Below are 22269 nucleotides of genomic sequence, written 5' to 3' on the forward strand. Positions count from 1 at the left end.
GTGACGTCGTTCACACCGGAGCGTCGCGGATCGAGGTACCGTCTCAGGAACGAAAGAGACTGGTAACCAATTGGGTCGTTCGTCCGTGATGATTCAAATTTGAGCGATCCGCTCAAACCGGACAAAATGGAGTTTTGCGATCGTGGCTCGCAGTTGACGCGAGGGTGCGATGAGCGAAGTCGAATACGAGTTGTTGATGGATGTAGTGAGAACGGCTATTGCGCCTGAGCCCGAGACAGATTCCATGACCCGCTTGTTTTCGTTTCCGTATCCCCCCAAGGCCGCCAACGACAATCATGGCGCCTGGCCGCTGATCCCGTTTCCGGACGGCTGGAGCGCGGCCTGCTGATTCGCGTCCGCGCGTGGTGACCGGACGTGCAGCGATCACGCGGTGACGTCTACACATCTCAGCCCCGGTGACATGGCGGCGACATCCGCTCGCCGCCATGCCGCTTGAGTCGCCTATTTCTTGAGGGCGAAGACCCAGACTACGCCGCCTTGCGGCACGTTGTCCTCCAGACCGGTATTGCCCTTGGCCAGCGCATCCTGGATGCGCTGTGCGTCGACGCCCCAGCCCGATTGCACCGCAATGTACTGCGTGCCGTCGACCTCATAGGCGACCGGCATGCCCATGATTCCGGAGTTCGTCTTCTGCTCCCACAGCAGCTCGCCGGTCTTGGCATGGAAGGCGCGGAACATCCGGTCGTTGGTGCCGCCGACCAGAACGAGATCGCCCGCGGTCGCGGTGACCGAGCCGAACAAGTGAGATTTCGGGAAGTTGTGCGACCAGACCTTCTTGCCACTCGCCGGATCCCACGCCTGAAGCTCGCCGAAATGGTCGGCGCCGGGCCGCACCGTCAGCCCGATGTCCTCGGCCTTGGTGCCGAGCCAGAGCTGCCCTGGAACGAGCGGCAGCTTTTCGCCGGTGAAGCCGCCACAGAAGTTCTCGTTCGCCGGCACATAGACGAACCGCGTCTTCTGGCTGTAGGCAGCTGATGGCCAGTCCTTGCCTCCCCACAGCGACGGACAGAAGTCGACCCGCTTGCCGAGCGTCGGTTTGTGCGCGGGATCGACGATCGGCCGTCCTGTTTCCGGCTCGATGCCTTTCCACACATCGGTGTGCACGAAGGTCCAGCCGTTGACGTAGTTGATGCGCTCCGGCGTGCGCTCGAGCACCCAGAAGATTGCATCGCGGCCGGGATGGATCAGGCTCTTGAAGCTTCGGCCGTCACGCTGCAGGTCGACCAGCATCGGCGCGTCGACCTCGTCCCAGTCCCATGAGTCGTTCTGGTGATACTGGAAGTGCGTCTTGATCTTGCCTGTCGCCGGATCCAGCGCAATCACCGAGCTGGTGTAGAGATTGTCGCCGGGATGCAGATTGCCGGGCCACGGCGCGGCATTGCCGACGCCCCAATAGACCGTCTTGGTATCCTTGTCGTAGGTGCCGGTCATCCAGGCCGAGCCGCCGCCGTTCTTCCAGTCGTCGCCGCTCCAGGTGTCGTGTCCCGGTTCGCCCTCGCCGGGGATCGTGAAGGTGCGCCACAGTTCCTTGCCGTCTTCGGCATCATAAGCGGCGACATAGCCGCGCACGCCGAACTCGCCGCCGGAGCCGCCGACCATCACCTTGCCGTCGACGATGAGCGGCATCAGCGTGAGATACTGCCCTTTCTTGTAGTCCTGGACCTTCTTGTCCCACAGCACCTTGCCGGTCTTGGCGTCGAGCGCAACGAGATGATCGTCGGTCGTTGCGAGATAGAGCTTGTCCTGCCACAGCCCGACGCCGCGGTTGGTCGGATGCAATTGGAACAGATCATCGGGGAGCTCGCGCTTGTAGCGCCAGTACTGATCACCGGTCTTGGCGTTGAGCGCGATCACCTGCCCCATTGGCGTGGTGATGAACATCACGCCATTGTTGATCAGCGGCGGCGCCTCGTGGCCCTCGATCACGCCGGTGGCGAAAGTCCAGACCGGCACCATGCCCTTGACGTTGGAGGTGTTGATCTGATCGAGCGGGCTGTAGCCCTGGCCGTCATAGGTGCGGCGGTAGAGCATCCAGTTGCCGGGCTCGGGATTCTCGAGCCGCGCGGGCGTGACCGGACTGTAGGACTCGATGGGACCGGCAACTGCGGCAGGCGCCGCGAGACAGGTGAATGCGACGGCGCTCGATAGGAGCCATTGCTTGATCGTCGTGGATGTGATGGACATGGACAAACCTCCCCTGCTTCGTTGTTCGCTTCTTTGCCCGTCGTGATGATGTTCACGAGGATGCGGTCGTGACGATGCGAGTTCCGATAGGCACACGAGATCTCATCAGCCCTGCTGGCCACCTACCTTTCCGATGAAGGGGGCGGCAACGACCAGCATGCCATCCTTGATGACGAGCGGCAGCGCAGCCAATCGCCGTGGCGCGGGGCCGAACACGACCTGCGCGCCTCGCCGTGGGTCGTATTCGGAGTTGTGGCACATGCATTTGAAGACGTCGTCGGCGCCCTCAGAGGCCTTGATCCAGGCCGTCACCGGACATCCGGCGTGCGAGCAGATCGCCGAATAGGCCACGATCCCCTCGGCCGCACGCGAGCGCGTGTCGTCGTCGAGCTCGCCCGGATCGAGCCTGATGACCAAGATCTCATTCAGACGAGACCCATCGCGAACGACCGCATTCGCCGCATCCTTGGGCCAGGCGTGAACCGGAGGATCTCCGGATTTCAAATCATCAGGCGTGATCGTCTGACCTTCGCGGGTTCCTTCCGAGAACACGAGCACGTCGCCCTTTTGCGGCCGTTTCTCCTTGCGAGGATCGTCGTCATCGGCCGCGGCACGCGCGACGGATGCGCAAGCGGCAAGCGTGCCGAGAACCACCGAACGGCGCGTCGGGTGATCGTCCATCGTTGCTCTTTGCGTGAGATGTGGTGTGAGTTCAGGAAATGCTGCTCTTCAGCCCGTCTCCCGCAGAGCACCCTGACATAGAATAATTAGAACAACACAACCTGACGAAATCAAGGCGCGCTGCGCGATTTCGCCGCGATCTTTCCAACAATCGTCGCTGCTGCGCGTCATTGCGGATGCAGCAGTCGGGCTGCACAAGGCCACTTATCGCCTGTGTTCTCTAGGGCCGTCGTCGAAGCTCTCATGGTCGCTCGATGAGGGTGTCAGCCGTTGCGCCAGCGGCGTGATGACGGAGCGAGGCTCGGCACTCGGCGGCACGGATGTTTGGGCTGAGAAGTGCATGTGAACATCACAACGGCCAGCTGCGCAGCCAGATCACAACCCGACGCGGATGGATATCCGGTCGCGGCACGAATCCAGCCGCCCCAGCGCTGTCACGTTGACAGGAGACCTTCCACAGGCGGAAGGTTTAGCGCTTGCATCAACACCTGGGATTGCCTAGAGATTTCAGCCATGAGGCCATGTGGCGGAGTGGTTACGCAGCGGTCTGCAAAACCGTTTACACCAGTTCAATTCTGGTCGTGGCCTCCACTCAATCAAATCAAGCGGTTAGACCAGCCGTGACGCCGGAGAGACGACGTCACACGGGCAAGTCGTCGATTCCGCCGGGATAGACGGCCTGGGTTCGCGGCCAGGCCACCACCTCTCCGCGTCCGCCTGACGACACGTTGGCCCGATCGGCGCTCAACCTCCCGGCCAAGCGCGGCGCGTAATCCCGGAACTGCACCACGTTGGACTTTTCCGCTTCCTGCATGGCTCTCATCCTTTTCCATGCTGCAATGCAAGAAGCGTACCCCCGGTTCCTAAAGCCGGCGTTTACGGCGGCGCCAATCCGGCTTGGCACGGGGCTTTGGTCGCGGCGTGAGTTCGGGATGCTCTTTTTCCACCTCTCGATACCGCGCCAGCATGCGCTCGAAGCTGGCGTCGAGGGTTGCAGCGATCTCAGGGCGACGTTCCAGGGCCGCCATCAGCAGGCCTGCCGCCTCGATCGTCGAGAGTCCGTCGCTGCGCGGCTCGCGCCGCAGGTGCCCGTAGCGCGAGGGACGGCGCGGGCCTAGGATCACGCGCTGGCATTTCAGCATCCAGGGATTGCGCCACCACAGCGCCTTGGCCTGGCTCCAGGTGCCGTCGAGCACGATCACGCCCTCGATGGATTTGAGGATGCCGCGCTGGTTCTCGGCGACCTCGCCCTTGCGGGTCAGCGCGACGACCTCGCTCTCGGGATCGAGCTCGGCCGCCTTGGCCGAGCCGAGATAGAGAATCGCCCAGCGTGAGGGATCGTGGACGGGCCGGCCCAGCGCCTTGGCGAGGCTCGGCCAGGACAGTCCGACCTTCACCACCGCATTCTCGAAGTGCTGCGCGGCGAGCCGAGCCGTGCCGAGCGCGCGGTCCTGCTCCTGCGGATGCTGCAGGATCAGGAGCCCGAGCCGGCTCTCCAGCGGCGTGACGCTGTCGCAGATGCACAGCGGCAGCGGCTTCTGGCAATGCGGGCAATCGGGCGGCGGCTCGGCAGCGAGCGCCGGGTGGTCGTGGGGCTGGTCGGACATGGCGCGCCTATACGCGCCCATGGCGACCACCACAACGGCTCATTCGGCGGGAGCGGCCAACGGCTCCGGCGCGGAGCGGCGGCGCAGGCGGTCGATCAGCAGGTAGATGACCGGCGTCGTGTAGAGCGTCAGGATCTGTGACACCAGGAGTCCGCCGATGATGGTGATGCCGAGCGGCCGGCGCAGCTCGGTGCCGGGACCGGTCGCGACCACCAGCGGCAGGCCGGCGAACAGCGCCGCCAAGGTGGTCATCAGGATCGGGCGGAAGCGCACCCGGCAGGCCTCGAAGATCGCATCCGCCGAGGACATACCATGCTGGCGCTCGGCCTCGAGCGCGAAGTCGACCAGCATGATGCCGTTCTTCTTGACGATGCCGATCAGGAGGATGATGCCGACGAAGGCGATCACGGTCAGCGGCGTATTGGTGACCTGCAACGCCAAGAGCGCGCCGAGCCCCGCGGACGGCAAGGTCGAGATGATGGTCAGCGGATGCGCCAGGCTCTCATAGAGTACGCCGAGCACGATATACATCGCGGCCAGCGCGAACAGAATCAGCAGCGGCTGGCGGCCGCTGCCCTTGTTGAAGTCGCCGGCATTGCCGTCGAAGCCGCCGCGGATGCCCTCGGGCATGTGCAGCTCGTCGACCGCGCGCTGGACATTGGCGGTCGCGGCCTCCAAAGGCACATCCGGCAGCAGGTTGAACGACACGGTGGTCGACGGGAATGATTGCGAGTGGAAGACCGCGAGCGGCGACAGGCCGCGCTCGGCCTTGACCAGCGCCGACAGCGGGATCTGCGCGTCCCCTGCCCCCGCGACATAGATGCGATCGAGATTCGACGGATCGGTCTGGAATTTCGGATCGATCTCCAGCACCACCATGTACTGGTTGCGCTGGCTGTAGATGATCGAGATCTGGCGCTGCGCGAACGCGTTGTTGAGTGCGTTGTCGATGTCCTGGACGCGGACGCCGAGGCTCGACGCCTTCTGCCGGTCGATCTTGAGCGCCAGTTGCAGCCCGCCGGGATCGCGGTCGCTGGAAATGTCGGTGATGCCCTCCACCGTCTCCAGCCGCTTGGCGACGATGGGCGCCCATTTCTGCAGGAGATCGAGGTCGGGGCTGCTCAGCGTGTACTGATAGTCGGAATCGCTCTGCCGGCCACCGGTGCGCACGTCCTGCGCGGCGAACATGAACAGCCGAATGCCGGGCACCATGGCAAGGCTGCGGCGGAGCCGGTTGATCACGAGCTCCGTGGAGACGCCGTCGCGCTCCGCGGGCGGCTTGAGGTTGATGAACATCGTGCCGCGGTTCGAGGTGGCGCCGCCCGGCCCGCCGCCCCCGCCGATGGTCGAGCCGAGGCCAGCCACGGCCGGATCGGCCATCACGATATCGGCGAGCCGCTGCTGCAGGCCGAGCATCGACTGGAACGAGACGTCCGCCGAGGCGCGCGTCGCGCCGATGATGAAGCCGGAATCGTCGGTCGGGAAATAGCCCTTGGGCACCTTGATGTAGAGCGTCACCGTCAGCGCGATCGTGGCGAAGAAGACGATCAGGGTCAGGAACGGGTAGAGCAGCACGCCGCGCAAGGTCCAGGCGTAGAAGCGCACCATGCCTGACAGCGTGCCCTCGATGATCCGGTCGAACCAGGTGGCGCGGTCGGATAGCGTCTCCTTGATGTAGTGCGCGCAGATCATCGGCGTCACCGTCAGCGACACCAGGGTCGACACCACGATGGCAAAGGTCAGCGTCAGCGAGAATTCGCGCAGCAGGCGGCCGACCACGCCGTCCATGAAGATCAGCGGCACGAAGGCCGCGATCAGCGACAGGCTGATCGACAGCACCGTGAAGCCGATTTGCCGGGCGCCATCGAGCGCGGCGCGCATCGGCGACAGGCCATGTTCGAGATTGCGGTACATGTTCTCGATCATCACGATGGCGTCGTCGACGACGAAGCCGACGGAGATCGCGAGCGCCATCAGCGACAGATTGTCGATCGAGAAGCCCGCGAGCCACATCGCGGCACAGGTGCCGGCCAGCGCCAGCGGCACCGAGACGCCGGCCGCAACCGTCGGGACGAGACGGCGGAGGAACACGAACACGACGACCATCACCAGCACGGCGGTCGCCAGCAGGGTCCATTGCATGTCCTCGACCGAGGCGCGGATGGTGCCGGTGCGGTCGATGAGCGTCGAGATCTCGATGCCGGCCGGTATCCACTGCTTGAGCTCGGGGATCAGCGCCTTGACCCGGTCGACGGTCTCGATGACGTTGGCATCGCCCTGCTTGGCGATCTGGATCAGCACCGCCGGCTGCTTGTTGAACCAGGCGATCGAGCGCACGTTGCGCACGGAGTCTTCGACATCGGCTACGTCGGACAGGCGCACGAAGCTGCCATTGCTGCTCTTGATCAGAATGTCGCGGAATTCGGCCGCGGTCCGCATCTGCCGGTTGACCGCGATGGTCTCGCTCTGCCGCCCGCCCTCGAAGATGCCGACCGGGCCGATCGGATTGGCGTTGACGATGGCGGTCCGGACGTCGTCGGTCGCAATGCCTGCGTTCGCGAGCGACACCGGATTGAGCGCGATCCGAACCGCCGGCTGATCGGCGCCGCTGACGGTGACGTTGCCGACACCCGGCACCTGGAACAGCCGCTGCGCCAGCACGGTGTCGGCGACGTCGTACATCGCGCTCGGCGTCATCGTCTTCGAGGTCAGCGCCAGCACGAACACGGGCGCGGCCGCCGTGTTCGCCTTGCGGAAGCGAGGCAGCGCCGGAAGATCGCTGGGGAGATCCGACAGCGAGGCGTTGATCGCGGCCTGCACGTCCCGCGCCGCCTTGTCGATGTCGCGGCCGATCGAGAACTGGATCTGGATGTTGGTGGTGCCGAGCGAGCTCGTCGAAGTGATCTGGTCGACCCCCGCGATCTCGCCGAGCCGCCGCTCCAGCGGCGCTGCGACCGTCGCCGCCATGACCGAGGGATCGGCGCCGGGCCGCGAGGCGCTGACGAAGATCGAGGGGAAATCCACATTCGGCACCGGCGCGACGGGCAGGAAGATGTAGGCGACGATCCCGATCAGGAACAGGCCGATCGAGAGCAGCGTGGTGCCGACCGGCCGGCGGATGAACGGCTCGGAAATCGAGGCCATCACTGGATGCCTTCGGTGGCGCCCGCGATCGGTGGCGACGGCAGGTCCGGCGCAGGCGGCAGCGCGCGCTCGAAGCGGCGGTTGATGCGGTCGAGCGCGAGATAGATCACCGGCGTCGTGTACAGCGTCAGCAGCTGGCTCAGCAGCAGGCCGCCGATGATGGAGATGCCGAGCGGGAAGCGCAGTTCCGAGCCGGTGCCGCTCTCGATCGCCAGCGGCAGCGCGCCGAACAGCGCGGCCAGCGTCGTCATCATGATCGGGCGGAAGCGCAGCAGGCAGGCCTGCACGATCGCGTCGGTCGGCGTGCGGTTCTCGTGCCGCTCGGCCTCCAGCGCGAAGTCGATCATCATGATCGCGTTCTTCTTGACGATGCCCATCAAGAGGATGATGCCGATCAGGCCGATGACCGACAGATCCTGTCCAAACAGCATCAGCGCCAGGATGGCGCCGACGCCGGCGGAAGGCAGCGTCGAGAGGATCGTAATCGGGTGGATGTAGCTCTCATAAAGCACGCCGAGCACGATATAGATCGTGATCACGGCGGCGAGCAGCAGCCAGGGTTGCCCGGCGAGCGACTTGGCAAACTCGGCGGCATCGCCCGAGTACACGCCGATGATGCTGCCGGGCATGCCGATACGGGTCTCGGTCGCATGCAGCGCGTCCACCGCCTCGCTCAGCGCGGCGCCGGGCGCGAGGTTGAAGCTGAGCGACACCGCCGGGAATTGCGCCTGGTGCGAGATCGCGAGCGGCGTCGTGGTGCGCTTGAGCGTCGCCACCGCCGACAGCGGCACCTGTCCCCCTGCTCCCGGCAGATAGAGCTTGGACAGGATCGAGGGATCGCGCTGATACATCGGCAGCGCCTCCAGCACCACGCGGTACTGATTGGCCTGGCCGTAGATGGTGGAGATCTGGCGCTGCGCGAAGGCATCGTTGAGCGTGTCGGTCACGGCCTGCAGGCTGACGCCGAGTTGGCCGGCGCGCTGGCGGTCGATCGTCAGCTCGGCCCGCAGGCCGCCCTCCTGCGCTTCCGAGGAGACGTCACGGAACAGCGGATCGCGCCGCATCTCGGCAACGAGCTGCCGCGCCCATTTCGAGACCTCGGCGGCATCGGCGCCGGTCAGCGTGTACTGATATTGCGAGCGGCTCGCCTGCGTCGAGATCTGTACGTCCTGGACCGGCTGGAAGTACACGGTCATGCCGGGCACGCCGGAGATCTTCTGCTTCAGCCGTTCGATCACCTCGGCCACGCCGTCCTTGCGTTCGCCGAGCGGCTTCAAGGTCAGGACCAGACGGCCGACATTGGTGGTCGGGTTGACCGAGCCGGCGCCGATCACCGAGACGACGCCGACGACGTCGGGATCGGCCTGGATGGCGGCAGAGATCTCGGACTGGCGCCGGCTCATCTCCGCGAACGACACGTCCGGCCCCGCCTCCGTCACGGCGGTGATCGAGCCGGTGTCCTGCATCGGCAGGAAGCCCTTCGGCGCGACGATGTAGAGCGCCAGGGTCGCCGCGAGCGTTGCGAAGGTCACCACCAGCGTTTCGGTCTGGCGGTCCAGCACCCACAGCAGGCTGCGGTGATAGACGGCGATGGTGCGGTCGATGAAGCGGCTGATGGCGTTCAGCCCCGGCAGCACCCATTCCTCGCTGGCATGCTTGAGCAGCCGCGAGCACATCATCGGCGTCAGGGTCAGTGACACCACGGCGGATGTCACCACGGCGATCGTGAGCGTCAGTGCGAACTCGCGGAACATGCGGCCGACGAGCCCGGACATGAACAAAAGCGGGATGAACACCGCGATCAGCGACACCGTCAGCGAGATCACCGTGAACCCGATCTCGCGCGCGCCTGTTAGCGAGGCGCTCATCGCGCTCTCGCCATTCTCCATGTGGCGCACGATGTTCTCGATCATCACGATCGCATCGTCAACGACGAAGCCGGTGCCGATCGTCAGCGCCATCAGCGACAGGTTATCGAGGCTGAAGCCGGCGAAATACATGATGCCGAAGCTCGTGATCAGCGACAGCGGCAGCGCGACGCCGGCAATGATCGTGGCGCGCATCGAGCGCAGGAAGAGCAGCACCACCAGCGTCACGAGCACGACACTCAGCACCAGGGTGAATTGCACGTCATGCACCGAGGCGCGGATCGTCACCGTGCGGTCGCTGACGATGGCGAGCCTGACGCCGGCAGGGATCGTCCGCTGCAGCTTGGGAATCTCGGCCCGGATCTGCCGGACGACCTCGATGACATTGGCGCCGGGCTGGCGCTGGATATCGAGGATCACGGCCGGCACGCCCTGGTACCATCCGCCGGTGCGATCGTTCTCCAGCCCATCGACGATGGTCGCGACGTCGCCGATCGTGACCGGCGAGCCGTTGCGATAGGCGATGATGATCGGCTTGTAGGCGTCGGCGGCGCCGATCTGGTCGTTGGCGGTGATCAGATAGGCCTGCTGCGCGCCGTCCAGCGACCCCTTCGGACCGGAGACGTTGGCGCCGGCGATCGCGGCGCGCAGATCCTCCATCGAGATGCCGTAGGCGGCGAGCCTCGCCAGATCGGCCTGCACGCGCACCGCCGGCTTCAATCCGCCGAGCACCGAGACACGGCCCACACCGGACACCTGGCTCAGCCGCTGCGCCAGGATGGTGTCGGCCATGTCGCTCATCGCGCGCAGGGACACGGTGTCGGACGTCAGCGCCAGCGTCATGACAGGCGCGTCGGCCGGATTGACCTTGGCGTAGGTCGGTGGATAGGGCAGCGTCTTCGGCAGCACGCCGGCGGCGGCGTTGATGGCGGCCTGCACGTCCTGCGTGGCGCCGTCGATGTCGCGTCCGAGATCGAACTGCAGCGAGATCTGGCTGACGCCGAACGAGCTCGTCGAGTTCATCACCGACAGCGACGGGATCTGACCGAGCTGCCGCTCCAGCGGCGCCGTGATCAGCGATGCGATCACGTCGGGGCTGGCGCCCGGCAACTGCGTTGTGACCTGCACCGTCGGGAAGTCGACCTGCGGCAACGCCGACACCGGCAATGCGAGATAGCCGAGCAGGCCGCCGATCAGGAGCGCGACGCCGAGCAGCGACGTCGCGATCGGCCGGCGGATGAAGGGTTCGGAGACGCTCATCGCGACGACCCCGTCACTCTGTCGGACGCGTCATGGTTGCGGCCTCGCACCACGCCCCTGCTCGCCCGTTCCCTGCGGCGGCCCTCCCGCGTCGCTGTGGCCGTCGGCAGGCGGCCGGCGCCGGCGCTCGCCGTCTTTCGGCGCGCCCTCGGGCGGACCGCCGCCCTCCTTTGCCTGGTCCTTCTGCTGGTCCTTGCCTTGCGGATTACGGCCGCGCTTGCGCGGCGCGAGATCGACCTGCGGCGCCTGGTCGGCACGGCCGACCACGACCTTGGCGCCATCGGCGAGATTGGCAAAGCCGGTCGTGATCACGCGATCCCCGGGGGTCAGGCCGCTGGCGATGACGGCCTCGCTCTCGTTCTGCTGCACCACCGTCACCGGATGCGCGGAGGCGATGTCACCCTCGCCGATCACGTAGCTGAAGGTGCCCGCGGGCCCGCGCTGAACGGCCGAGGTCGGCACCGTCAGCGCCTGCGTCAGCGTCTCGACCTTGAGACGCACGTTGACGAACTGGCCGGGCCAGAGCTGGAACTTGGCGTTGGGGAATTCCGCTTTCAGCTTGAGCGTGCCGGTGGTCTGGTCGACCTGGTTGTCGATGCCGCGCAATGTGCCGGTGTCGATCACCGTCACTCCGTCATTGCCGAACACGTCGACGGCAAGCGGACCCTTGGCTGCGGCGGCATTGACGCGCATGATCTGCTGCTGCGGCAGGCTGAACTGCACCGCGATCGGCTGCAATTGGGTGATGACCACAAGGCCGGTCGTATCCGACGAGTGGATGATGTTGCCCTGGTCGACCTGGCGCAGGCCGGCCCGCCCGGCGATCGGCGCCACGATCTTGGTGTAGCTCAGGGTTGCCGCGGCATTGTCGATCGCGGCCTGGTCGGCCTTGATCAGCGCCTGCTGCTGCGCCACCACCGCGCGCTGGGTGTCGGCCTGCTGCTTGGAGCCGGCGCTGCTGGCCGCCAGTTGCTCATAGCGCGCGAGATCGAGCTTCTGGTTGGCAAGCTGCGCCTCGTCCTGCGCCTTCTTGGCGACCGCCTGGTCGTATTGCGCCTGGTAGATCGCGGGATCGATCTCGGCGAGCACGTCGCCTTGCTTGACGTCCTGGCCCTCGACGAAGTTGACCGCGATCAGCTTGCCGTCGACCTGCGAGCGCACGGTGACGGTGTTGAGCGCGCGGACCGAGCCGACGCCATCGAGATAGACGGGGACATCCTTGACGACCGGCGTCGCGGCCAGCACCGGCACCGGAAGGTCGGGCCTCGCGAAGCGATTATTGCCCTGTTGCTTCTGCTGCATCGCCGACCAGCCGATATAGCCGAGACCGCCCAGGATCAGCAGCGTGATCGTGATCGAGACCAGCCGCCGGCCCACGCCCGAGCGCACGCGTTTGACGGCCCCTGTGCCCTTCTCGTCCGGTTTAAAGAGCATCGGCCGACTTCTCCATGCGCGGCTCCCAGCCGCCGCCGAGCGCCTGGTACAGGCTCACGAACGCCTGCAGCCGCGCGAGCTGCGCCTGCCATAGCGCGTCCTCGGCCTGGAACAGCGTCAATTGGGTGTTCAAGACTGTCACGATGTCGGCAGTTCCTGCGCGCAGCTGCTGCTCGGACAGTTCGAACGCCCGGCGCGATGCGGCAACCACCTGCCGCTGCAGTTGCAGCCGAAGCGTGGTCTGCTTGATCGAGAACAGCGCGTTGTTGACGTCCGTGAACGCCTGGATGACGGTCTTGCGATAGGTCTGCAGCAGTTCGTCCTGGCGCGCCTTCGCATTCTCGAAATTGCCGAGGATCCGGCCGCCATCGAAGATCGGTTGGGTCAGGCTGCCCGCAAGGCTGAAGAACGCCGCGTGCGGCTGAAACAGCGAGACGAGCGCCGCGCTCTGGTAGCCGCCATTGCTGGTGAGCTGAATGCTGGGGAAGAACTGCGCCCGCGCGCTGCCGACATTTGCCGTCGCCGAGGCGAGCTGGGCTTCCTGCCTCCGGATATCCGGCCGCTGCGTCAGGAGCTCCGAGGGTAGCCCCGGTGTCACGCGCGGCGTTCGGATCTGGTCCAGCGACCCGCCGGAAATGCGAATGCCCTCGGGCGATCGTGCCACCAGCACGGCGAGCGCGTTGACGTTCTGATCGAGTGTCTGGCGCAGCGGCGGCACCGCCGCCTTCTGGTTGGCGAGCACGCTCTCCTGCTGAGCGACGTCGAGGTCGTTGCCGGTGCCGGCCTTCTGCCGCTCGCGGATGGCGTCGAGCACGCGCGTGGCGCTGGCGATGTTGCGCTCGGCGGTACGGATGCGATCCTGCGCGGCGAGCACCTGGAAATAGGCGTTGGCGACCGTGGCCAGCGTCGTCAACTGGGTGACGTCGCGATCGAAGCGGTTGGCCACCGCCGTCTCCTCGGCGGCCTGCAAGGCGTCGCGGTTCTGGCCGAAGAAGTCGAGCTGATAGCTCGCCGACAGCGACGCCTGGTAATTGACGACCTCGCGGCCGCCATTGGTGAGGCCGCTGGAGCTCGAGCCTGATGTCCGCGAATAGGTTTCCTGTCCGGTCGTGGACAGGCTCGGCAGCAGCGCCGCCCCGGCCTGACGGGCCAGCGCATCGGCCTGCCTGAATCTCGCCACGGCGGCAGCGATGTCGAGATTGACGCTCTGCGCCTCCTCCATCAGCTGGGTCAGCTCGCGCGAGCCGAAGCCGCGCCACCAGTCCAGGGTCGGCGGCGCTGCCAGGTCGGCTCCGGAGGCCGACTTGTAGCGTTTGGGCAGATCGAGGGCGGGATCAGGGATATCCTGGGTCAGCAGGCAGCCCGCTGAGCTCGCGGCCAATCCGATGGCGGCGATCCAGCGGGCGAAATGCCGCAGGCCCGGCTGCGCATGGCGCAGCTGCTTTCCGACGACAATCCGCGTATCAACGGACGCGCGGCAAGGCTCGTCGACGGCGATCGGCACGATGGACACTGGCTTGATGCTTCCCTGTAGTCTTGGGAATCATTCTAGCCCCGGGCCGCGGCGCCGCACAGCCCTGCCCACCCCGTATCCCCGTCCCGCAGCGGCCCCGAAGGTTTTCCGCGAATCGCGGAATCTCCCGTAATTCAGCGGGTTTTTGCACAAAATGGTCGCGTGCGCGCCCCATCAGCCTTACCAAGATTTCATCTGCCGCGTGCGATTTAGGGGCGTGGTGTGACGGGGGCAACGCGTTCTGAAACCCTTTGACGGCGGCTCCGTAACTCGCACGTGAACTTGAGGGGGGAATAGTCTATGCGAGTTGCGGTGGTCGGAACGGGTATCGCGGGGAATGCCGCGGCCTGGGCCTTGGCGAAGCGTTACCCGATCACCGTGTATGAGCGCGATCTTCGCCCGGGAGGCCACAGCCACACGGTGACGATCGACTACGATGGCGTCCCGGTTTCGGTCGACATCGGCTTCATCGTCTATAACGAGCTGAACTATCCCGAACTGACCGCGCTATTCGATCATCTGGGCGTGGAGACCGTCGAGAGCAGCATGAGCTTCGCCGTGACGGCGGATGCCGGCCGCTTCGAATGGAAGGGCGGCGGCAACACCTGGTTCGATACGGCCAAGGGGCTGTTCGCACAGCCGAGCAACCTGCTGTCGACCTCCTATCTTTGGATGCTCAGGGACATCCTCACCTTCAACGAGCAGAGCACTGCCGACTTCAAGGCCGGCCGCCTCGAAGGCCTCACGCTCGGTGACTATTTCCGCCGCAACCATTTCGCGCCGCGGCTCCTGACCGACTATCTGGCTCCGATGGGCGCCGCGATCTGGTCGGCGCCTGCGTCCGAGATGCTGGAGTTTCCGGCCGAAAACTTCGTGGCCTTCTTCAGCAACCATCGCTTGTTGCAGTACGATCGTCCGGTGTGGCGCACGGTCAAGGGCGGCAGCCGGCGCTATGTCGAGAAGCTGATGGCGGGTTTCCGCAGCCACGTCAGGCTCGGCAGCGCCGTGACCGGCATCGAGCGTACCGCGCATGGCGTCGTGGTCCATGACAGCACCGGGCACCACGACGCCTACGATCACGTCGTCATCGCCGCCCACAGCGACCAGGCGCTGTCGATGCTGTCGGATGCCGACGAGCAGGAACGCAGCGTGCTCGGGGCGATCAAATACTCGCCCAACACGATCTATCTTCATCGCGACCCCAGGCTGATGCCGAAGCGCCGCCGCGCCTGGGCGTCATGGAATTTCCTGCGCTGGCAGCGCGAAGGCGTGCCGATGAACGACGTCGCCGTGACCTATTGGATGAATAATCTGCAGGGCATCGACCACGACAAGCCGCTGTTCGTCAGCCTCAACCCGCCGTTCGCTCCGGCTCCAGAGTTGACCTTCGGCCGCTACGTCTGCGAGCATCCGCAATACACCGCCGCCGCCTTTGCGGCGCAGAAGCGTCTTCCGGCCATCCAGGGCCACCGCCATACCTGGTTCTGCGGGGCCTGGACGGGCTATGGTTTCCACGAGGACGGGCTACGCTCGGGCTTCTCGGTGGCGGAGGCGCTCGGCGCCGGCGTACCCTGGCGCGAGCTTCCCGCGGGGCTTGCCGAGGCTGCGGAATAGACACGGCATGGACACGGACCAATCCGGACAACGCGATCTGACGCCGGCAGCGGCACTCTACGTCGGCGAGGTCATGCATGCCCGCATGCGGCCGACCACGCACCGCTTCCAGTATCGGGTCATGAGCCTGATGATCGACCTCGGCCGGCTCGAGGAGGCGGACCGGCAATCTCCCCTGTTCAGCGTCAATCGCCGCGCGCTCTACAGCTTCCACGAGCGCGACCACGGCCCGCGTGACGGCTCGTCGCTGCTCGCCTATGCGCAAACCTGCGCAACGGCGCAGGGCGTTGATCTGACCGGCGGCCGCGTCCTGCTGCTGTGTTATCCGCGGCTGCTCGGCTATGTCTTCAACCCGCTCTCGGTGTATTTCTGCTATCGCGGCGACGGCACGCTGGCGCTGATGATCTACGAGGTCCGCAACACCTTCGGCGAGATCAAGCCCTATGTGCTGCCGGTCGGCGCGGGTGAGCTCACGGCGGCCGGGCTACGCCAAGAGCAGGACAAGACCTTCTACGTCTCGCCCTTCATCGACATGGCGATGCGCTACCATTTCCGGGTGACGCCGCCCGGCGACATCGTCAAGTTGCGCATTCTCGAGACCGATAGCGACGGCCCCCTGCTCGCCGCCACCTTCTTCGGCCGCCGCCGAGAGCTGAACTCCCGCTCGCTGCTGACAGCCTTCGCCTCGCTGCCGCTGGTGACACTCAAGATCTTCGCGGCGATCCACTGGGAAGCACTGCGGCTCTGGGCCAAGGGCGTACGGCTCGTCCCGCGCGGTGAAATCCCTCCTCTCGCGGTCGCGGATAGCGGCTTGGCGAGAAACGACAGCCAAGCTTATATATCTCGGCGCTGACCGGAAACGGTGAGCTGCGCCCTGCTTTCACCTCCCAGCCAGCGCCGCTGCGGCCGCTGCACCGGAGAGGCGGAGGCGGAGCCGTTTGCGTGAATGGACCTGCCATGCCGGACGTCATCCCCGTCACCCCCGACAACATCAACAAGGTGCTTGCCGACCTGCCCCGCCTGCCGCGTCTCGCGCTGGGCTTCGGCTCGCGGCTCCGCAAGGGAACGCTCGACGTCACCCTGCCCGACGGCCGCGTTGTCCGGCTCGGCGGCGTCGAGCCGGGACCGGCGGCGGCGATGATCCTGGCCAATTACGGCTTTGCGGCTGGCATCATCAACGGCGGCGATATCGGCATCGCCGAGGCCTATCTCAACGGCGATTGGGACACGCCGGACCTGACGCAGTTTCTCTATCTGTTCTGCGTCAACCAGCATCTGCTGCAGTCGATGCTGGAGGACAAGCCGCTGATCAGGTTCGCGCAGCTGGTCCGGCACTGGTTCAACCGCAACACCCGGCGTCAGGCCAAGCGCAACATCTACGCGCATTACGACATCGGCAATTCGTTCTATTCGGCGTGGCTCGACCCGAGCATGACCTACTCCTCGGCGCTGTTCGAGGAGCACACCACCGACCTCACCGCCGCGCAGACCAACAAGTACAAGCGGCTCGCCGAGGCGATCGACCTGAAGCCCGGGCAGACGCTGCTGGAGATCGGCTGCGGCTGGGGCGGTTTTGCCGAATATGCCGCCAAGACGTTCGGCACCAAGGTCGTCGGGCTGACCATCAGCGAGCAGCAGCGCGATTTCGCGCAGCGCCGCATCCATGAGGCCGGGCTTGCCGAGAAGGTCGAGATCCGGCTGCAGGACTACCGCGACGAGCGCGACCGCTATGACCGCATCGCCTCGATCGAGATGATCGAGGCGGTCGGCGAGCAGTTCTGGCCGAAATATTTTTCGCAGTTGCGAGACCGGCTGCTGCCGGGCGGCCTCGCGGGTGTCCAGGCGATTACCATCCAGGACAGCCTGTTCCAGCACTACCGCCGCGAGGTCGACTTCATCCAGCGCTACGTCTTCCCCGGCGGCATGCTGCCGACGCCGCAGATCCTGAAGTCGTTCGGCGAACGGTTTGGCATGCCCGTCATCCGCGAGCGCATCTTCGGGCAAGATTATGCCAAGACGCTTGCGATCTGGCGAAGCAATTTCCGCAACGCCTGGCCGGACCTCACGCCCTCAGGCTTCGACGAGCGCTTCCGCCGGCTGTGGGAATACTATCTGTCCTACTGCGAAGCAGGTTTCCTGTCGGGGAACATCGATGTCCGGCAGGTCGTGTTCGCCAAGGCGCGGTAGAAGATGGTCGTCCAGGCCTTCGGCTTACGCCGCACTGGAGACTGGGCTAGTGTCTTCCTAGATGTGATTGAGGAAGCTGCCCAAGGTATCTGCAAATGGCCATAAGAAACGACGTCGTTGCCGCGGTCGGCAACACGCCCCTGATCAAGCTCAAGCGCGCCTCGGAGGCGACGGGCTGCACCATTCTCGGCAAGGCCGAGTTCATGAATCCCGGCCAGTCGGTGAAGGACCGCGCCGGCAAATGGATGATCCTGGAGGCCGAGAAGCGCGGCGATCTCAAGCCCGGCGGGCTCGTGGTGGAAGCCACCGCCGGCAACACCGGGATAGGTCTCGCCGTCGTCGCGAGCGCGCGCGGCTATCGCACCCTGATCGTGATCCCGGAGACGCAGAGCCAGGAAAAGAAGGACATGCTGCGGCTGTGCGGCGCCGACCTCGTCGAGGTGCCCGCGCTGCCGTTCAGCAATCCCAACAACTACCAGCATGTCGGCCGCCGCCTGGCCGACGAGCTGCGCAAGACCGAGCCGAACGGCGTGCTGTTCGCCGACCAGTGGAACAATCTCGACAATGCCAAGGCGCATTACGAGTCGACCGGCCCGGAGATCTGGGAGCAGACCGGAGGCAAGGTCGATGCGTTCATCTGCGCCGTCGGCACCGGCGGCACCATCGCCGGAACCAGCCGTTATCTGAAGGACAGGAACAAGAACATCGTGACCGCCTGCGCCGATCCGCACGGCTTTGCGATGTACAACTGGTTCAAGAACGGCGAGGTGAAGTCGACGCCTGGCGACTCCATCACCGAGGGCATCGGCATCGGCCGCGTCACGCCGGTCATCGAGACCGCCAAGGTCGACGACGCCTTCCTGGTCTCGGACGAAGACGCCGTCAATACGATCTACGATCTCGTGCAGCACGAGGGCCTGTGTCTGGGCGGCTCGACCGGCGTCAATGTTGCCGGCGCGGTGCAGATCGCCCGGAAGCTCGGCCCCGGCCACACCATCGTGACCATCCTGTGCGACTCCGGGACACGCTATCAGTCGAAGCTGTACAATCCGGAGTTCATGCGTTCGAAGAACCTGCCGGTGCCGGCATGGCTGGAGCGGCGCAGCGGCATCAAGCCGCCGTTCGTGTGAGAGCGAGTAGCGAAGGATTGCGGCTCACGTCGAGGCTGACAACCCTATTCGCTACTCCCCATTCGCCCCTCATCAATGCCGCAGGATCTGGCTCAGGAACAGCTTGCTGCGCGCGTGCTGCGGATGGGCGAAGAATTCCTCGGGCGTGTTCGACTCGATGATCTGGCCGGCGTCCATGAACACGACGCGGTTGGCGACCTCGCGGGCGAAGCCCATTTCGTGGGTGACGACGAGCATGGTCATGCCCTCCTTGGCGAGGTCGACCATGGTGTCGAGCACCTCCTTGACCATCTCCGGATCGAGCGCCGAGGTCGGCTCGTCGAACAGCATGACCTTCGGGTTCATCGTGAGCGCACGGGCGATGGCCACGCGCTGCTGCTGACCGCCGGACATCTGCCCCGGATATTTGTGCGCCTGGTGCGGGATCTTGACCCGCTCCAGGAACTTCATCGCGGTTTCCTCGGCTTCCTTCTGCGGAATGTTGCGCACCCAGATCGGCGCCAGGGTGCAGTTCTCCAGCACGGTCAGATGCGGGAACAGGTTGAAGCTCTGGAACACCATGCCGACCTCGCGGCGCACCTCATCGACGCGCTTGAGGTTCGGACCGAGATCGATGCCGTCGACATTGATCTCGCCCTCCTGGAACTCCTCGAGCGCATTGATGCAGCGGATCAGCGTCGATTTTCCGGAGCCTGAGGGCCCGCAGATGACGATGCGCTCGCCCTTGGCGACCGACAGGTTGACGTCGCGGAGGACGTGGAACTCGCCGTACCATTTGTTGAGCGCGGCAATGCTGACGATGGAGTTTGCAGACATGGTTCGGTGACTCGCGATGTCTTGTTCAATTGCGCCGGTGCGCGTTGAGACGGCGCTCGACCAGCATGGAGTAGCGTGACATGCCGAAGCAGAAGGCGAAGTAGATCAGCCCGGTGAAGGCGAAGCCGGTGAAGGCCGTGGTCGGCGTCGCCCAGACCGGATCGGCGAACGAGGCCTTGAGGCTGCCGAGCAGGTCGAACAGCGCAACGATCGAGACCAGCGAGGTGTCCTTGAACAGCGAGATGAAGCTGTTGACGATGCCGGGGATGACGTGGCGCAGCGCCTGCGGCAGCACGATGAAGCTCGTGGTCTTCCACCAGGACAGGCCGAGCGCGCTCGCCGCTTCGGCCTGGCCGCGCGGAATGGCCTGCAGGCCGCCACGGATCACCTCGGCCATATAGGCGCCGGAGAACAGCGCGACACCGATCAGCGCGCGCACCAGGCCGTCGACGCGGACATTGCCGGGCAGGAACAGCGGCAGCATGTAGGTCGCGAAGAACAGCACCGTGATCAGCGGCACGCCGCGCACGAGCTCGATGAAGGCGATCGAGAAGATGCGGATCAGCGGAATGGTCGAGCGGCGGCCGAGCGCCAGCGCAATGCCGATCGGCATCGAGGCGACGATGCCGATCACCGACACCACCAGCGTCACCAGCATGCCGCCCCACAGCCGCGTGTCGACGATCGACAGGCCGCCGCGATCGAGGCCCATGACGCCGATGACGATGGCGATGCCGACGAAGGTCGCGGCGGTCGCGATCACGCTGCGCAGCGCCCTGCTGCCGCCGCCGACCACGAACACCAGCGCGGTGACCACGATGCCGGTGATCACGAGGTCGTTCCACACCGGCTGGTGCGATTGCTGCAACTCATGGCGGACCCAGACCAGCGGCCAGATCACCCATGTCGCCAGCGTTCCGATCAGAACGACGAGCTTGCCGAGCAGCCACAGCAGCATGCCGACCACCGGCACGCTGTCGCCTGCACGGACCAGCGCGTTGCCCGCGGTATCGATGCTCTCCACGAACAGTTGCAGCGTGCTGGTCGTCCAGCTCACGCCGAAGCCCGACAGGCCGCCGCCATAGAGCAGGAAGAACGCCACGACCGGCAGCGCGAAGAAGAACAGGCCGGCGTTCAGCCCCTTGGCCGGCAGACGCGGAATCAGCAGCGGCACCAGCAGCAGTACCGCGAGCCCATAGGTCAGATTGACTCGCCAGCGCTCGGCGTCCGGGTAGAAGCCGTACATGAACTGGCCGAACTTCGCCGTGACGTACGGCCAGCAGGCGCCGACCACGCGACCGGCGTTCTCCGCGAGGCAGGCATCGCGGTCCTTGCCGACCCAGACCGCGTCCACCAGCATGAATTTCAAGGCCGGGATCACGGTGAACCAGATCAGCAGCGCGCTCACCAGCGTGAGCAGGATGTTGGTCGGCGAATTCAGGAGCCGTGTGCGGACGAAGCCGACGAAGCCCGTTGTCTTCACCGGCGCCGGGCGTTCCCCGGCCATGTCCTGACGAATGAAGGTCGAAGCGGTGATGTCGGTCATGCGCCCAATCTCTTCATGCGCGAAATCGTCTTCATGCACCAAGCCTGCGTCATGCACCCAGTCTCTTGCCCAGCCGCCAGCTGTAGAAGCTCATCCCCGCGCTCGTGATCAGCGACAGCGCCAGATAGACGCCCATGGTGATGCCGATGATCTCGATGGCCTGTCCGGTCTGGCTCATCGTGGTGCCGGCGAAGACCGAGACGAGATCGGGATAGCCGATGGCGACCGCGAGCGAGGAATTCTTGGTGAGGTTGAGATACTGGTTGGTCAGCGGCGGCAGGATCACGCGCAGCGCCTGTGGCACCACGATCAGGCGCAGCACGGTACCGCGGCTCAATCCGAGCGAGAGCCCCGCCTCCATCTGCCCCTTGTGCACCGACAGGATGCCGGCGCGGACGACCTCGGCGATGAACGAGGCCGTATACATCGTGAGCGCCAGGGTCAGCGCGACGAGCTCGGGAATGATGCGCGAGCCGCCGGCGAAGTTGAAGCCCTTCAGGACGGGGACCTCGAAGGCCACGGGCACGCCGAAGACGACGACCGCAATCAGCGGCAGGCCGATCAGCATGCCCAATACATAGGGCCAGATCCGCATCGCATGCCCGCGCAAAAACAGCTCACGCCGCGCATAAAGCCGCAGACCGACAGAGGCGAGGATCGCGACCCCGAGCGCGATCAGGAACGGCATCAGGCCGGGTTCCTCGACCGGGCGCGGAACGATGAAGCCGCGATTGTTGAGGAAGAAGGTCGAGAACAGCGAGATGCTCTGGCGTGGCCCCGGCAGCGCTGCCAGCACCGCGAGGTACCAGAACAGGATCTGGAACAGCAGCGGCAGATTGCGGATCAGCTCGACATAGGCGCCTGAGACCCGCGACAGCAGCGCATTCGGCGACAACCGGCCGAGCGCCACAAGGAACCCGAGGATCGTCGACAGCACGATGCCGATGACAGACACCAGCAGCGTATTGAGGACGCCGACCATCAGCACCCGGCTGTAGCTGTCAGAGCCGGTGTAGCTGATCAGGGCCTGGTTCACGTCGAACCCGGCCGTGTTGTTGAGGAACCCGAAGCCCGACGTGATGCGTTGGGCGGCCAGGTTGCTGCGAGCGTTGGCGACGATCTCGTAGCCAACCCACGCCAGGACTGCGACGAACAGGATCTGCAGGATGATGCCGTTCCATCCTGCCTTGCCCCCGAGCATGCGCTTCAGACGAAGCCCATATTGCGGAGGCGGTAGCCTCGCTTCGATACTCATTCGCCGCAG

16 protein-coding genes and 1 tRNA gene are annotated in these 22269 nt (G+C 65.4%); 6 read left to right on the forward strand and 11 right to left on the reverse strand.

All coding sequences use genetic code 11. The annotated features are described in order from the left end of the window. Nucleotides 1-169 precede the first annotated feature (169 nt). Nucleotides 170-349 carry a hypothetical protein gene (locus ACQR1L_RS15845; RefSeq protein ID WP_434858868.1) on the forward strand — a complete coding sequence of 60 codons (180 nt, stop codon included), beginning with the start codon at nt 170-172 and terminating at the stop codon, nt 347-349. A gap of 113 nt (nt 350-462) precedes the next feature. Here ACQR1L_RS15845 and ACQR1L_RS15850 read toward each other — a convergent pair whose 3' ends face one another. Together ACQR1L_RS15850 and ACQR1L_RS15855 are read right to left on the reverse strand one after the other, a co-directional pair. Beyond that, complete coding sequence (locus ACQR1L_RS15850; protein ID WP_434858869.1) at nt 463-2205, reverse strand: methanol/ethanol family PQQ-dependent dehydrogenase; 1743 nt, start codon at nt 2203-2205, stop codon at nt 463-465. A 105-nt stretch (nt 2206-2310) separates the two neighbouring features. Further along, nucleotides 2311-2886: a ubiquinol-cytochrome c reductase iron-sulfur subunit gene (locus tag ACQR1L_RS15855; RefSeq protein ID WP_434858870.1), complete on the reverse strand. Its 576-nt coding sequence runs from the start codon at nt 2884-2886 to the stop codon at nt 2311-2313. A gap of 517 nt (nt 2887-3403) precedes the next feature. On the opposite strand from ACQR1L_RS15855, the gene ACQR1L_RS15860 reads away from it, so the two are divergent. Then, a tRNA-Cys gene (locus ACQR1L_RS15860) sits at nt 3404-3477 on the forward strand. 49 nt (nt 3478-3526) lie between these two features. Here ACQR1L_RS15860 and ACQR1L_RS15865 read toward each other — a convergent pair. From ACQR1L_RS15865 to ACQR1L_RS15890, 6 genes are read right to left on the reverse strand one after another with little or no spacing between them, the layout of a single operon-like run. Further along, nucleotides 3527-3700, reverse strand: a complete 174-nt coding sequence (locus ACQR1L_RS15865; protein ID WP_434858871.1) for a hypothetical protein — start codon at nt 3698-3700, stop codon at nt 3527-3529. A 49-nt stretch (nt 3701-3749) separates the two neighbouring features. Next, a complete protein-coding gene (locus ACQR1L_RS15870) occupies nt 3750-4493 on the reverse strand; it encodes a tRNA-uridine aminocarboxypropyltransferase (protein ID WP_434858872.1) in 744 nt (247 codons plus the stop codon). A gap of 39 nt (nt 4494-4532) precedes the next feature. Beyond that, complete coding sequence (locus ACQR1L_RS15875) at nt 4533-7637, reverse strand: efflux RND transporter permease subunit (protein WP_434858873.1); 3105 nt, start codon at nt 7635-7637, stop codon at nt 4533-4535. After that, nucleotides 7637-10765, reverse strand: coding sequence for an efflux RND transporter permease subunit (locus tag ACQR1L_RS15880; RefSeq protein WP_434858874.1), 3129 nt, complete (start codon nt 10763-10765; stop codon nt 7637-7639). Before ACQR1L_RS15880 ends, ACQR1L_RS15875 begins: the two co-directional genes overlap by 1 nt. A gap of 30 nt (nt 10766-10795) precedes the next feature. Next, complete coding sequence (locus ACQR1L_RS15885; protein WP_434858875.1) at nt 10796-12199, reverse strand: efflux RND transporter periplasmic adaptor subunit; 1404 nt, start codon at nt 12197-12199, stop codon at nt 10796-10798. Further along, complete coding sequence (locus ACQR1L_RS15890) at nt 12189-13712, reverse strand: efflux transporter outer membrane subunit (RefSeq protein ID WP_434858876.1); 1524 nt, start codon at nt 13710-13712, stop codon at nt 12189-12191. The genes ACQR1L_RS15885 and ACQR1L_RS15890 overlap by 11 nt, the downstream gene beginning before the upstream one ends. Nucleotides 13713-14012: 300 nt before the next feature. Here ACQR1L_RS15890 and ACQR1L_RS15895 point away from each other — a divergent pair, with 300 nt between their 5' ends. The 4 genes from ACQR1L_RS15895 (at nt 14013) to ACQR1L_RS15910 (ending at nt 18643) form a co-directional block, all read left to right on the forward strand. After that, the gene (locus ACQR1L_RS15895; RefSeq protein WP_434858877.1) at nt 14013-15326 is read left to right on the forward strand and encodes an NAD(P)/FAD-dependent oxidoreductase; all 1314 of its coding nucleotides are present in this window, start codon (nt 14013-14015) and stop codon (nt 15324-15326) included. 7 nt (nt 15327-15333) lie between these two features. Next, a complete protein-coding gene (locus ACQR1L_RS15900) occupies nt 15334-16179 on the forward strand; it encodes a DUF1365 domain-containing protein (protein WP_434858878.1) in 846 nt (281 codons plus the stop codon). A 104-nt stretch (nt 16180-16283) separates the two neighbouring features. Beyond that, nucleotides 16284-17513, forward strand: coding sequence for a class I SAM-dependent methyltransferase (locus tag ACQR1L_RS15905; protein WP_434858879.1), 1230 nt, complete (start codon nt 16284-16286; stop codon nt 17511-17513). Nucleotides 17514-17608: 95 nt separating this feature from the next. Then, complete coding sequence (locus tag ACQR1L_RS15910; protein WP_434858880.1) at nt 17609-18643, forward strand: cysteine synthase A; 1035 nt, start codon at nt 17609-17611, stop codon at nt 18641-18643. A gap of 72 nt (nt 18644-18715) precedes the next feature. Here ACQR1L_RS15910 and ACQR1L_RS15915 read toward each other — a convergent pair whose 3' ends face one another. From ACQR1L_RS15915 to ACQR1L_RS15925, 3 genes are read right to left on the reverse strand one after another with little or no spacing between them, the layout of a single operon-like run. Continuing rightward, a complete protein-coding gene (locus tag ACQR1L_RS15915) occupies nt 18716-19459 on the reverse strand; it encodes an amino acid ABC transporter ATP-binding protein (protein WP_434858881.1) in 744 nt (247 codons plus the stop codon). 25 nt (nt 19460-19484) lie between these two features. Further along, entirely contained in the window at nt 19485-21005 is a 1521-nt protein-coding gene (locus ACQR1L_RS15920; RefSeq protein ID WP_434858882.1) for an amino acid ABC transporter permease, read from the reverse strand. A 49-nt stretch (nt 21006-21054) separates the two neighbouring features. After that, nucleotides 21055-22260 carry an amino acid ABC transporter permease gene (locus ACQR1L_RS15925; RefSeq protein ID WP_434858883.1) on the reverse strand — a complete coding sequence of 402 codons (1206 nt, stop codon included), beginning with the start codon at nt 22258-22260 and terminating at the stop codon, nt 21055-21057. Between the last annotated feature and the right edge of the window lie 9 nt (nt 22261-22269).

It is taken from the genome of Bradyrhizobium sp. HKCCYLR20261 (assembly GCF_051168435.1).
GTDB lineage: Bacteria > Pseudomonadota > Alphaproteobacteria > Rhizobiales > Xanthobacteraceae > Bradyrhizobium.